General features: G+C 42.3%; 9 protein-coding genes. 1 reads left to right on the forward strand and 8 read right to left on the reverse strand.

From position 1 onward, the window contains the following. Positions 1-1,749 (reverse strand): cation-translocating P-type ATPase (locus QAS77_RS05375; protein WP_305064393.1); only part of this gene is annotated, 1,749 nt, incomplete at its 3' end. Between the two features lie 284 nt (positions 1,750-2,033). Between QAS77_RS05375 and QAS77_RS05380 the strand changes: the two genes are divergently transcribed. Continuing rightward, entirely contained in the window at positions 2,034-6,842 is a 4,809-nt protein-coding gene (locus QAS77_RS05380; protein WP_305064394.1) for a S8 family serine peptidase, read from the forward strand. Positions 6,843-6,908: 66 nt separating this feature from the next. Here the strand turns inward: QAS77_RS05380 and QAS77_RS05385 are convergent, their stop codons facing one another. The 7 genes from QAS77_RS05385 to QAS77_RS05415 form a co-directional block, all read right to left on the reverse strand. Beyond that, positions 6,909-7,730, reverse strand: coding sequence for an ATP-binding response regulator (locus QAS77_RS05385; RefSeq protein ID WP_250867495.1), 822 nt, complete (start codon positions 7,728-7,730; stop codon positions 6,909-6,911). Positions 7,731-7,905: 175 nt separating this feature from the next. Next, the gene (locus tag QAS77_RS05390; protein WP_305064395.1) at positions 7,906-9,216 is read right to left on the reverse strand and encodes a TldD/PmbA family protein; all 1,311 of its coding nucleotides are present in this window, start codon (positions 9,214-9,216) and stop codon (positions 7,906-7,908) included. A gap of 1 nt (position 9,217) precedes the next feature. Then, entirely contained in the window at positions 9,218-10,549 is a 1,332-nt protein-coding gene (locus QAS77_RS05395) for a TldD/PmbA family protein (protein WP_250867521.1), read from the reverse strand. Continuing rightward, entirely contained in the window at positions 10,542-12,455 is a 1,914-nt protein-coding gene (gene lonB, locus QAS77_RS05400) for an ATP-dependent protease LonB (RefSeq protein WP_305064396.1), read from the reverse strand. Before lonB ends, QAS77_RS05395 begins: the two co-directional genes overlap by 8 nt. Before the next feature lie 365 nt (positions 12,456-12,820). Beyond that, the gene (purE, locus tag QAS77_RS05405) at positions 12,821-13,210 is read right to left on the reverse strand and encodes a 5-(carboxyamino)imidazole ribonucleotide mutase (RefSeq protein WP_250867492.1); all 390 of its coding nucleotides are present in this window, start codon (positions 13,208-13,210) and stop codon (positions 12,821-12,823) included. Positions 13,211-13,221: 11 nt separating this feature from the next. Next, positions 13,222-13,509 (reverse strand): chorismate mutase, encoded by a 288-nt coding sequence (locus tag QAS77_RS05410; protein WP_250867491.1) that lies wholly within the window; start codon positions 13,507-13,509, stop codon positions 13,222-13,224. A 15-nt stretch (positions 13,510-13,524) separates the two neighbouring features. Beyond that, positions 13,525-13,996 (reverse strand): shikimate kinase (locus QAS77_RS05415; RefSeq protein WP_305064397.1); only part of this gene is annotated, 472 nt, incomplete at its 5' end.

Genomic DNA, 13,996 nt, shown 5'->3' on the forward strand with positions numbered 1-13,996 from the left:
TTCATCGGTCATTGTTTCAATATCACTGCCCGACAATGCTCCTTCTGTACGGATTCCAAGCTGTCTTGCAATGGTGTGAGCGGTTTTGATATGGTCGCCCGTGATCATGATAACTCTGATGCCTGCATTATTACATTTGAAAATCGACTGTTTCACTTCCTCCCTTGGCGGGTCGATCATACCCTGCAATCCGAGGAAGATGAGTTCATCAATATCAACATCTTCAAGTTCGGTCTTCCCTCTTTCTAGCTTCCGATATGCAGTTGCAATAACCCTAAGCCCCTCGGATGCCATGTCTTCGGCAACAAGAAGTATCTTTTCAGGATCTATCCTTGAGAAATCCTTTCCATTGAATTGCATGCTGGAAAGTTTGGAGATGATCTCAGGAGAGCCTTTTACATATACCCATGAATTGCCAGCATCATCTTGATGAAGTGTTGCCATGAATCTTTTTTCCGATTCAAACGGAATCTCATCTACCCTGGGAATGTAGAACTTGCCAGCTTTTGATGCTGAAACAAGAAGTGCTCCTTCGGTAGGGTCACCATCGATGCCCCCCTCTTCACGCAGATAAGCATCATTACAAAGTGCACCTGCTTTTAATGTTTCAAGCAATGCCCGATGATCAAAGGGATCTATTTTCTTTCCATTAAGCTCGATATCGCCCTCTGACTCATATCCGAGACCTGTAACACTGAAAACACCTTCATCCGTGTATATCTTCCGGACGGTCATCTCATTCTTTGTAAGTGTGCCGGTCTTATCCGAACAGATCACCGTTGCCGATCCAAGACTTTCGACCGCCGGCATTGTACGAATAATGGCATTTCGAGCTGCCATCTTCTTTATTCCGATAGCAAGTGTGATCGTGATGAGTGCGGGCAATCCTTCTGGAATTGCTGCGACAGCCAGACTTACGGAAGCAAAAAAGAGATCCAGAGTACCAAGTCCCCGAAATTTACCAATTGCAAATGTCAGTATTGCAACCAAAATAATTACGACAGCAAGGTTTTTGCCCATATTGTCTATCGTTCTTACAAGGGGCGTGGAGAGCTGTTTTGTCTTTTTTATAAGTTCCGATATCTTTCCGATCTCACTGTCAGAAGCGGTTGCTACTACAACACCTATACCATTTCCCTGGGTTACAAGTGTGCCTGCAAAAGCGATATTTTTTCTTTCGGCAAGTGGAAGGTTCTTAGTTTCAATGGCATCTGTATATTTCTCAACGGCTGTGGATTCTCCGGTGAGCATTGATTCATCGATGCGAAGATTTTTTTTGTGAATAAGTCGAAGGTCAGCAGGAATTCGGGCTCCCGTTTCCATCAAAACAATATCACCTACTACAAGTTCCCTGCTGGGCACTATCATTCTTTGCCCTTCTCTTAGTATACTTGTCTCAGGGACCAGCATCTTTGCAAGAGATTCAAGGGCATTTTCTGCTTTTCTTTCCTGAATGAATCCGATGACAGCATTTGCGAGAACCACTCCGAGTATCACGGTCGTGTCAGCATACTCCCGGAGCAAAAAAGTGACAAGTGCTGCCAGGAGCAGGACATAGATAAGAGGGCTTGCGAACTGCCTTGCAAAACGATGGATCGAACTTTCCTTTTTCTTTAGTTCGACCTCATTAAAACCATATTTTGAAAGGCGGAGTTGCGCCTCTTCAGCAGTAAGTCCCTCTCTATCGGTCTCAAGTAATGCAAGAACCTCATCCACAGGAACATGCTGCCATTTCACTTCCCCACTCATAACTATTCATGTATGTTTGTGACGTGATATTCTTTTTGGTTTTGTTTTAGAAGATATGTTGAAGTTAGCTTCATTATCACATAATTTATGTATTATAATAAAATTTATATTATATTTCATTAAAAGTATATAATTCGAAAGACATACCCTCATTATGATTATGCGCATCAGTCTGAACTTTTAAAGGAAGTTATATATACGCATCCCAGCATAATAAATGAGTAGTTAAGAAGCGGTAGCTTTTGATGAACATAGGGGATCTTGAAAGCATCTGGTGGTAGAATATGAAATTGCAAAAAAATAGCATTGATCTTTCTGGTATGATCTTAAAGATCGCAATCGTTGCTATGATCGCAGCAATTTTTTCAGTTTCTGCATTAGCTTTGGAGGTATCATCGCAAAGTGGGTCCCCCAGCGAGAATTATATCATACTTAAAAATGCTCAGTTCAGTACGGACGCAGTGCCTCCTTCTTCACTTTCGTCTTCAAGTCTCAGCTCCATTGAACCATTACCCACTAAACCAGAGGACTATTACATTGTTCAGTTCAAAGGTTTGATCCTTGAAGAATGGAAAAAGGATGTAAGGGGCACGGGAGCTGTTATTTTCAGTTATGTTCCGAACAATGCTTTTATTGTACGAATGAACACTTCAGTGAAAGCGGAACTAGAGAATCTGGATTCTGTTCAATGGATCGGTTTCTACGACCCTTCATACCGAGTCAGCTCTACCCTTTCGTCGGGTTCTAAGCAAAACGGCAAGGAAGATGTTCTGGTAATGCTTTTCGATGCTGGATGCAACGAGTATGTTTCAAACGATGTCATATTTATTGGTGGTAAAATACTTGACAATGGTGAAAGCATACTCAAGGTCAGGATCAACCAATCTTCGATTACTGATATTGCGGCTATCAATGGTGTAAGCTGGGTGGATAGATATGTGCAACCCGTTGTCCTGAATGATGTTGCAGCAGGTATACTAAATGTTTCCACCGTACAGAACACACATGGTTTGACCGGTAGTGGCCAGATAATTGCTGTTGCTGATACCGGATTGGACACCGGTTTTAATGATGCATCCATGCATGATGACCTTGAGGGAAGGATTGATACATTAGATGCATGGTGGGAAGAGTATAACGATACCGGTGCGGAAGATAATCACGGGCATGGTACACATGTTGCAGGTTCAGTCCTCGGAAATGGTAATCTTTCTGCTGGCTTATATTCAGGAATGGCACCTGAAGCAAGGCTTGTTTTTCAGGCATTACAGTATGATGGTACAAATCCGAAACTGACATCAGGTCGCTTACATATACCAACAAATCTGTATTCACTTTTTCAACAGGCTTATGATGCTGGTGCAAAGGTACACAGCAATAGTTGGGGTAGCAATAATTCAAATCAATATGGAAACTATACAGATAGTTCACAATATGTTGATAGTTTTATGTGGGATAATCCAGACTTACTAATCGTTTTTGCAGCCGGTAACGAAGGAGGTATAACTAATAAATTAACCCCCCCTGGAACAGCAAAAAATGCCTTAACAGTTGGTGCATCAGAGAATTACAGACCGGATAAAGGCACTTCATCAGATAACATCGATGATATTGCTTCTTTTAGCAGTAGAGGCCCAACCGATGACAATCGAATTAAACCCGATGTGGTAGCTCCGGGCACAGTTATTAGTTCCACTGCTTCCTCCCTCGTTTATAGCACTGATTACACTTATATGAGTGGGACGAGCATGGCAACCCCCTTAACAGCAGGAACTGCTGCTCTTGTGAGACAGTACTATGTTGATAATGAATCAATTTCCCCAACGGCTGCCTTATTGAAAGCAACGTTGATCAATGGTGCAGCCGATATGGGTAAATCCAGTATTGCACAGGGTTGGGGTCGCGTAGATCTTGAAAGTTCTCTTTTCCCATCATCACCACGAGCAATGCAGTACCATGATAATATAAGTCTTGGTTTAACTGATTCCTGGAGTGTCAGCTATCATCTGAACAACAGTTCAGTTCCCTTTAAAGCAACTCTGGTATGGACCGATCAACCAGCTACAGCTTTTGTTGGCAAGACTCTGGTAAATAATCTCGATCTAAATATTACAGGCCCTGATGGCAACTATTTAGGAAACGGTGGAGATGATACAAACAACGTTGAACATGTGGAACTATTATCCCCTTCAACGGGATGGTACACAGTAACAGTAAACGGTACAAATGTTCCCCAGGGTCCACAACCATTTGCAATTGTGTTATCCGGGTCTTTCAGTAGTGATGAAATTGCACCAGCCAGTGTAACTGAGCTTACTGCATCCGACATAGGAATAACATGGATAAAATGGACATGGAACAATCCAAATGATACAGATTTCAATCACACAATGCTTTACCTTGATAATGTGTTCAAAACGAATGTTTCGAATGATACGAGTTTCTATAATCTGACAGGACTTTTGGATAACACGACATATGAGTTCAGTACTAAAACAGTTGACATTTCAGGTAATATCAATTTATCATGGACAAATGATACAGCAACTACTCTTGTTACTCTTGATACCATTGCACCAATAGTCACCATTGATGTACCAGAAGAAAACCATAATTATACTTCCAGTACGCTCTGGCTTAATGCTACTGCCAATGAGGATATTGCAAAATGGTGGTACAATATCAATAATACTGGCGATACCACGTTTAGTGGAAACCGGTCACTAACACTGCCAGAGGGAATTCATGATATAACCGTGATCGCACAGGATATCGCAGGAAACAATGGTTCTTCAATGGTCAATTTCAGTATTGATACCATTGCACCTGCCAGTGTGACCGGTCTATCTGTATCTGGCAAAGGTTCCACATGGATCAACTGGACTTGGACTAATCCTTCAGATGGTGACTTCAACTACACCATGATCTATTTGGATGGTGTGTTCAAGACGAACATGACCGGTGCATCGTACAATGCTACCGGATTGATTGACAATACTGAGTATAATATCAGTACTCATACTGTGGACACTGTCGGTATTATCAATTCGACCTGGATCAATGATAGTGCCAGCACGCTGAACACTCTGCCTCCAGCCAGTGTAACTGATCTCACCACATCAGGCAGAGAAATAACATGGATAAACTGGACTTGGAACAATCCAATTGATCAGGATTTCAATCACACAATGCTTTACCTTAACAATGTGTTCCAGACGAATGTGTCGAACGATACGAGTTTCTATAATGCAACTGGACTTGCTGCTAACACAAAGTATGACTTCAGTACTAAAACAGTTGACATTTCCGGGAACATAAATGCATCATGGACTAATGCCAGTGCAACTACTAAAAATCCCCCAACTGCAAATTTCACATCCAATGTTACTTTAGGTAAACAGCCATTGAGTGTGCAGTTTATTGATAGTTCTACAGCAGCTGAAAGTTGGGTGTGGGTTTTTGGTGATGGTAATGATGCAAATGCCCAGCATCCTGTGCATACTTATGCTGAACCGGGTAAATATCATGTAAGTTTGACAGCGAACAACAGTGATGGTATAGATACTGTTACTAAGAACAATTATATCGTTGTTGTAGCACTTGTACCCCCTTTTGCAGATTTTGCATCGAATGTAACTGCTGGCACAGAACCACTTTCTGTGAGATTTGAAGACAATTCTTCCAATGCACTTACATGGGAATGGGATTTTGGAGATGTGAATACTTCAAACGAAATTGAACCGGTTCACACCTATACAACTCCAGGCAGCTACAATGTATCATTGAAAGTATCCAATGATGATGGTTCAGACTACATTCTCAAAGAAAATTTCATAACCGTTATTGCTCTTTCAAAACCTATCGCCAGTTTTACAGCTGCCCCGATAACTGGAAGCTACCCATTGACAGTGTATTTCACGGAACAGTCAATAAATGAGACCAGTTGGTTCTGGAACTTTGGTGATGGTAACACTTCAACAGAACCTGATCCTTCTCATACATATGTCACTGCAGGAACTTACAATGTATCTCTGAATGTCAGCAATGCAAAATATGACAACTTTACCTATATTTCAGACTACATCACAGTATCAACACCTACTACTGACACAACCAGTTCTAGCAGTTCTGGAAGTAGTGGCGGTGGCGGAGGAAGCAGCGTCACCAGTGAGAGATATGAGAACATCTTAGTGAAAGCTGTTGCGACCAGGTATATTGTTAATGATATAGAAAAAACCTTCACGTTCACCGAAGTGATTGATATTACTTACATCAATGTCACAGCCGACTTGACCGTTGGTGATGTCAAAGCAATAGTCGAATCACTAAATACGACCTCAAATCTTGTGTCCAAGTCACCGGAAGGAAGAGTATATAAGAATATCAATATCTGGTTAGGTGATCACGGATTTGAAAAAAGGATCATTGATTCTTCTATTGGTTTCAGAGTAGAGAAAACATGGCTTAAAGAGAACAATGTACCTGAATTTTCTGTAAGGATGAGCATATATAAAGGTAGTAGCTGGAACATTCTGCCCACCTATAAAATAGGTGAAGACGATAAATATATCTATTACGAAGCTACATCTTCTGAAATATACTCATCATTTGCAATAGTCGAAACTGTTCAAAAGGAAACGACAGCTGCAGATACAAACAACTCTCCTTTAACAGAAAATATTGTTGTTCCTGATACAAACAGGCCTTCTCCATCACTTGAGGTTTTAGAGGATGTAGAAAGTACTATCCCAGTTGTTAAGACCGAATCAAAAGGTTCCCCTGTGAAATTTCTTCTATTTGCAATACCATTACTTACTATAATTTCAGTCTCCTATGTTGCAGTTAAAAGAGGCCATCACATAGAAGCAAAGGCAAAAATGTCAACCATCCTCGAAGAAATGAAACCCGAAAAGATCAATGATACAGGTACTGTTAACGATAATCCCACTATGTCGAGTAGCTCTTCAGAAAAACCAGTGTCTGAAACGGCCATTCCCAAAGTAGGGATAACAAAATCTGATGTTTCAGCAAAAATAAAGGAATTGGAAGAATCCGGCATTCTTTCGAATGTGAACAAGAAATATCTGAAGTAATTAACTAAGCAAAAAAATGTCGAAATCGAGGCTGAAACCCTTCTTCGACATCAACTAGAACTGAACTTAGAAACCCGATTCTGAAGCTTTCGAATAAATCAGGTTCTCGATGCGCTTTCTATCAGAAATATCACAGAAAGTTATCAATATCCCCATAACATCCTCGTTCTCCCCTTTTATCGGAGATCCTATAATGTCAACAGGAACTCTTGTATCGTCCTTTGTAACAAGAAGTGTCTGATTTGCAAGTCCATAGAACATGCCTTCGCGGATCACCTTCTTAACAGGATCATCGACAGTAACACCGGGTTCTTCACTTTCGACACAGAAAACATCATTCAGCGGTTTGCCAAGGATATCCATCTGTTTCCTGCCGAGAAGGGCTTCTGCAAAGGGATTGATGAATTTTATCAACCCATCTTTATCAGTTGCGATCATAGCATCTCCAGTATTGTTTAAGATCGCAGTAAGCCATTTTTGGCTTTCTTTAAGCTTGCTTTCCATCTTATGCTTATAAAGTGCGATCCCTATGTTCGTGCGAAGCTCGCTTTCCTCGAATGGTTTGAGTATATATCCAAAAGGCTCCGTTAACTTTGCCCTTTGCATGATACTATCATCGGCATAAGCTGTGATATAGACTACAGGTATCTCATATTTGATATGGATCTGATTAGCAGCTTCCACTCCATCCATACCGTCCTTTAACATGATATCCATCAAAACAAGATCAGGATAGACCTGCTCTGAGTCAGCCAGTATTTGAAGAGCTTCGTTTCCACTGTATGCTGGAACTATATCATAGTCGTACGATAGATATGCAGTAAGTAATTCGACATTATCAGGTTCATCGTCGACTACGAGTATTCTTATTCTGTCATTCTCAGCCATATTACCACCTAAAGAGCAGAACATCTGATCTTTTTACTTCAATGTTGGTCATATTGTCCCTACCAAAGTATATAGATTACTGGGCAGATGAAATTAAATATATCACATCATTATTGTAATGAGTAATATATAATAATTCCGATAGTAGTTTATATTGTTCTGTGATCACTCGATTTCAGCCTACAATACTCATCTCCGAGATTCGCAAAGATGGCACTACAGTACCTCCCACTTTACGGACATCGCTGCCTGCACCTGTGATCTTGTTCAGCATCTCGAATATATTGCCCGATAACATCAGGGACTTTATCGGTTTATCGATCTGCCCATCCTTGATAGTAAATGCATTTCTGGCCTCTACCGAGAAATCTCCAGATATCGCATTTGCCGTATGTGCACCGATGACCGTATTAATGAACACACCCTCATCGGTATCTGCGATCACATCACTTGAAGGATATTCCACGATAAGGTTTCTGGGGCCTACCGAAGGAGAAGATACATAAGAATGCCTCATTCCGTTTCCTGTGCTGGAAGTATTATCTTTTCCTGCCGTATAATTATCATAGAGGAAAGACTTGAAGATACCCTTTTCAATTATCGGAGTCCTCTGGGATGGAGTTCCTTCTTCATCGGATATGGAGGTCTCAATTCCACCCTCAAGCAATCCATCATCAATAATGTTCAGATCCGATGTAGCAATGATCTCTCCTTTCTTGCCTATTAGTGAAGAGCGTTCTTTTTGCATATTATCCGCATCTATGGATGGTTCGAATGTGTTCTCAAAAATATCGGAGAACGCAAACGGATGCAGAATGACGTCCGTCTTCTTCGGTTCTATGGAAATACCGTCCTGTGATCTGATGGCAAGACTTGAAGCACTTGCGCCTATGCCAAAAACATCGATATCAAGTGATCTCGAAACTTCAAAATCATAAGCTGTTGAGATATCTCCTTTAGTAGTGATGACATCCACAAAACCGGAAACACCGGTACCTTCATCGACGATCTCCACACCATTCGTATTCATGATGAGGTGTTTATTGAATGATGTTGAAAAGCTTCCGGAGGTTGTATTGACACCAGGTACTGATAATGCACCTTCGATCATCTTTCCTGTGAGACCTATACATTCGTCCAGACCGATCTTGCTAATCCTTTTGTCATATGTACCTGAGACCTCAGGATATTTCGCATTTGATGGTAGTGAAGTCCATTCCGGATCACTGTCCCTCACTTTTGCAGAAGACACTGAGATGTTCACCACATCCTCGATACGACCCACATTGTTCGTACTTGCAAAACCAACCGCGCCGTTGATTATCGAACGTATACCAATTCCCTGGCTGACATTCTCTTTTGCCGACTCGATGGTATTCTTCCTGATATCTGCGGAAATAGAGTGATTATAGGAAATATATACCTCTGCTTCATCAGCACCCAGTTTTTCAGCAAGCTCAATAGTTTTCTGTGCATGTTCGAACATATCAGACTCCCCCTACCAATGCCTTTGAGATGGATATATGAGGAGAACCATCCGATACCGGTGCAAGCTGGCCACCTTTTCCACATCTTCCAGAGTGCATCTTGAGATCATTACCAACCAATGTGACATTGTTCAATATCTCGAGGGTCTTGCCTGAAAGGGATACATCGCGGAGCAATCTTGTAACTTCCCCATTCTCAATAAGATAACCTTTCTCGGCGTTGAACTGGAAGATACCCTCTCCAGTGTTCACCTGACCGCCTCTTGAGCCTGTCAGGTACATTCCGTTGCCAATCTCTTCAAGCATTTCATCAAAATTCGAATCGCCATTATCAATGTAAGTATTGCTCATTCTAACAACCGGTTCAGAATAACCCTGTGCTCTACTGTTTCCCGGAGTTCCACCAAGGGCCTGTGCGGTCTCCCTTGAATGCAAATATGAATTGAGTACTCCATCCTTTATTATCGTGGTCTTTGAAGACATGACACCTTCGGAATCAAAGGGATAGTATCCATATTCATGTAATGTAGGATCATCAATGATATTGACCAGAGGGGATGCTATCTGTTCTCCCAAACGGTCTGCCAGAATGGAACTTCCTTCGAGCACAAGATCTGCTTCTGATGCATGCCCTACTGCCTCATGTGCAAATACGCCTGCAAGTTCGGGGTCAAGTATGACCGGTAATGTGCCTCCCTTTGCCTGTTCTGCTCCAAGCAGCTCAACTGCTGTCTCTCCGGCAGATCTTGCAAGTGCAAGAGCATCGTTCTCTTCAAAAAGCTCAAAACCACATACTCCAAAACGGCTTTCCCTCCCCACCTGATATGAACCATTCTCAGTAGCAACAGCACTTATGGCAAATCCGGTTCGGATAAGACTGTATTCGCAATCGATCCCTTCGGAACTAATATAATGAACATTTACGGAAGCTTCGGAATAGACTGCTGAAGTACTGCTGACACCATCCATCTTTGCATGGTCTTCAATGTCCTTCAATAACTGTACCTTTTCCTCAATAGGAACATCTGCAGGATCGATCTTTGCAGTAGGGATGTTCTTTATAACAGGCTTTTCCACGGGCTTAAGCTTTACTTCATCCTTTGGAGAGATATTATTCATCTGTGCTGCAAGCTCTGAAGCGGAATCGATGGCCGCTTTAAGGTCGAACTCACCTTCTGCAGTGGTAAAGCCCCATGACCCACCACATAAAGCACGAGCACCACAACCTTTGCTGTAATTGACCGATATTTCCTCGATATTGCCATTGTCAAGGACGATCGATGTGGATGTTGCATCGATCATTCTGACATCGTAAAACCCAACTTCAGACATCGTCACTACCTGCGACCTTTTTGCTCCTTGCTGCAAGATCGATCTTTTTGTTGCTCATGTTCTTGAGCTTTTCAACAATACCGGCCTTATCCTCTCCCACAAGACTGTGTTCGATGACTTCCGCTATTGTTGCAACTGGGATTATCTCGACCTTATCCTTATAGTAATCCTCGATAAGGACATCCGCTTCATTGGACTTAGGTATGATCACTTTCTTGATACCTGCTTGAGCTGCTGCCTCTATCTTGTAGGTAGCCCCACCGATAGGGAGTACATCGCCCCTTACAGATAGTGAACCTGTCATAGCAACGGTTTGGTCAATAGGAATATTCTCCAGTGCAGAGATAACAGCGGTTGCAATAGATATCGATGCACTGTCACCCTCCACACCTTCGTATGTGCCTATGAACTGTATGTGGATATCATGATTGGAAATATCCTCTCCGGTCACTTTCTTGATAACAGCTGAAACGTTCTGGACAGCTTCCTTTGCAATATCCTTCAGCATACCTGTTGCGATCACATGACCTCCAGCGGAAGATTGCGTAGGCGTCACTTCGGCCATGATAGGAAGGACGATACCGGAATCACCACCCATTACCGCAAGACCATTGACCCGTCCCACACTAGAGCCCAGCTTGTCGAAAAGCTGGTAATCCTTACGCCTTTCGAGATAACTGTCTGCAAGCTGCTGTTCGATGGAACGTGCTATCTTCTTTGCTGCAAGAACATGTGTTGCAGTAGTGATCTCCGCATTCTCGGAATGGGCAATGTCTCCAGCAACCCTTACAAGACCACCAAGGTCACGGAACTTCAGAGTAAGATGACCTTTCCTGCCTGCCCTTCTTCTCGATTCCCTGATAACCTCTTTCACTGCGCCCTTATCGAATGGCGGGATGTGGCCATCACGTACGACCTCCTGTGCCACGAAACGAACGAGTGTCTTACGGTTCTCAAGTGTATCTTCCATGGAATCACGCATGAATACCTCATATCCATACCCCTTTATACGTGAGCGAAGTGCAGGATGCATTTTCTCCACTGCATCAAGGTTACCTGCTGCTATCATGATAAAATCACATGGCACAGGTTCGGTCTTTACCAGAGCACCTGAACTGCGTTCTGACTGCCCGGTAATCGCATACTCCTTCTCCTGTAATGCTGTTAGAAGACTCTGCTGGGATTCAAGTCTAAGAGTATTGATCTCATCAATGAAGAGTACTCCCTTGTGTGATTTGTGAATATCACCGCTCTCGACCCTGTCATGTGCAGGTGTTTCAAGACCACCTGACTGGAATGGGTCGTGTCTTACATCGCCGAGGAGTGCACCTGCGTGTGTTCCGGTCGCATCGATGTATGGAGCCTTCTCTTTCTGATAATTGGAAACAACGAGCTTTGGTATCATGAGCTCTTCCTTTGGCATGAACTGGCGTGTCAGCATAAGTATCATGATCGCAGCGATGATACCCCAAAGCAACTGCCCTACGTAGAACGAGTACATGACGATGCCTAACACAAGGAACATCATCATCATGTTACGTGACTGAGCCTTTTTGCGAGCCTCCATCTTGTGGGCCAGGACGATCTCCCTTCCCTTTCCGGCAGGCACTTCCCTTATCTTTGGGTTATTATTATCCTCCAGATTGGGGTATGTCATTATATCTTCAAGCTCTTCCTTTGGTAAAAGTTCAGCCATTGCTTTTGCAAGCATTGATTTTCCGGTACCTGGAGTGCCTATCATCATGACATGACGTCTCTGGCTGGCTGCCTTTTTCACAACTTCGACAGCATGCTCCTGCCCGATGACCTGATCTATCATAAGTTCAGGCACATCTATTGAACTTGTAGTGTTAAAATCATCACCGAAAAGTTCGGTTTCTTCCGTAGCAGTCATTTCGTCTTCCATGGTTTACTCACATTTAAACAGTATGATATGAAGCCTTTACATGAATTATGATATAGAGTGATATCTTAGAGAATTTTAGTTAATACTATACTAGAGGCATTCAACTAAATATATTTAACTATTTTTGACTAACCTGATACATGTTATTCATTACTTTAAACATATATATTAATAAATCAATATATATTAGAATTGCCTAGGAAATATGATGGTGAAGGAAAGATAAAAGAAGATAGAGATTGAGTACTATCTTGGAATTATTTTTAGCCAGTATCTTTAAAATATAAATAAAAATATTTATATGCTCAATGTTTTGTGAAGCAAAATGATGGAAAAAGGTAGTGCCTTTTTCCGCCAGGTTCTTTTCAGTCAAAAAGATCAAGTATTCTTATAGCAAGTTTTGCGGCATTGGCACCATTATCGATACCGACGCTTGCGACAGGAACTCCTGGTGGCATCTGAACTATGGATAAGAGTGCATCAAGCCCTCCGAGTTTTGCACTAACAGGTACACCAATAACAGGTTTCATGGTCTTAGAGGCAATGACACCCGGGAGTGCTGCAGAAAGACCTGCGATCGCAATGAAAACATTTGCATCGCTCTTAGCAATATATTCTTCAAGTTTTTCAGGGTCACGGTGTGCTGAAATAACTTCTACTTCAAAAGAGTAGTCGGTATCCTCAAGGACAGCTGTAACTCGGGTTGCTATTGCGTGGTCTGATTCAGACCCCATTAATATTGAAATATCTACCATTTTTTTCTCCTTCAGGGAAGATTGCCTTCCCCACTAAGTTCATGTTGGCGCTCAATGCTCATTCTGATAAGGATCTCGAATATTTCTTTCACTGCGCCTGAATCAAGGTTCCTTTCGGTTGCTGCATTTGTGGCTCTGTCGAGTACCACATGGTTCTGCGTACCATCATTGATAGACATATGCTCTTTCTTTTTTACATCAAGAACATCAGTCGCACAATCGATACGCTCTCCAATAAGTTTTATGATCTCGTAGTCGATCTGTTCGATCTTATTGCGGACTTCTTCTATTGCGGTCATGGTCTCCACTGCAAATTAAGGTTTAGTTAATCCTTCATTATTAATCTTGGTCTTTATCACTTTTCCGCTTGTCCCAAGATCGTCCCACACTTTCTTCAGAGTGTCTGCCATATTCCGGTCGACAAGAGCACAATATGCAGGACCCGTCCCGGATAAACTTACTCCCTTCACTCCGCATTTCAATGCTTCCATCATAATATCAGTGCTAAAACCAAGAGCGCCACAATAAAGGAAACCGTTAAGCGTCATAGCCTTTTCATATTCCCCATCAAGTGCGAGATCGTAGGCTATATCCACCCAGGGAGCCAGCAGTTCTGAATTATGCACATTCGTCTGTGAACTGAAGGACTGCCTGTCCGGTGCAAAGATAACCACATCCATCTCCTTTTCAGTGCGTTTGACCAGCTCGTTCGTCCGGTTGTCCGTCACAACGATCCCACCAAAGAATGAGGCACATGCATCATCAAAAGCCCCTGTGATAGTTACA

It is taken from the genome of Methanococcoides sp., from assembly GCF_030594565.1.
GTDB lineage: Archaea > Halobacteriota > Methanosarcinia > Methanosarcinales > Methanosarcinaceae > Methanococcoides > Methanococcoides seepicolus.

Excerpts from the sequence above, each read along its gene's own strand:
- purE (WP_250867492.1), bottom strand. The coding sequence starts at position 13,210 with ATGGTAGATATTTCAATATTAATGGGGTCTGAATCAGACCACGCAATA.
- QAS77_RS05390 (WP_305064395.1), bottom strand. The coding sequence starts at position 9,216 with ATGTTCGAACATGCACAGAAAACTATTGAGCTTGCTGAAAAACTGGGT.
- QAS77_RS05385 (WP_250867495.1), bottom strand. The coding sequence starts at position 7,730 with ATGGCTGAGAATGACAGAATAAGAATACTCGTAGTCGACGATGAACCT.
- QAS77_RS05380 (WP_305064394.1), top strand. The coding sequence starts at position 2,034 with ATGAAATTGCAAAAAAATAGCATTGATCTTTCTGGTATGATCTTAAAG.
- QAS77_RS05395 (WP_250867521.1), bottom strand. The coding sequence starts at position 10,549 with ATGTCTGAAGTTGGGTTTTACGATGTCAGAATGATCGATGCAACATCC.
- QAS77_RS05410 (WP_250867491.1), bottom strand. The coding sequence starts at position 13,509 with ATGACCGCAATAGAAGAAGTCCGCAATAAGATCGAACAGATCGACTAC.
- lonB (WP_305064396.1), bottom strand. The coding sequence starts at position 12,455 with ATGGAAGACGAAATGACTGCTACGGAAGAAACCGAACTTTTCGGTGAT.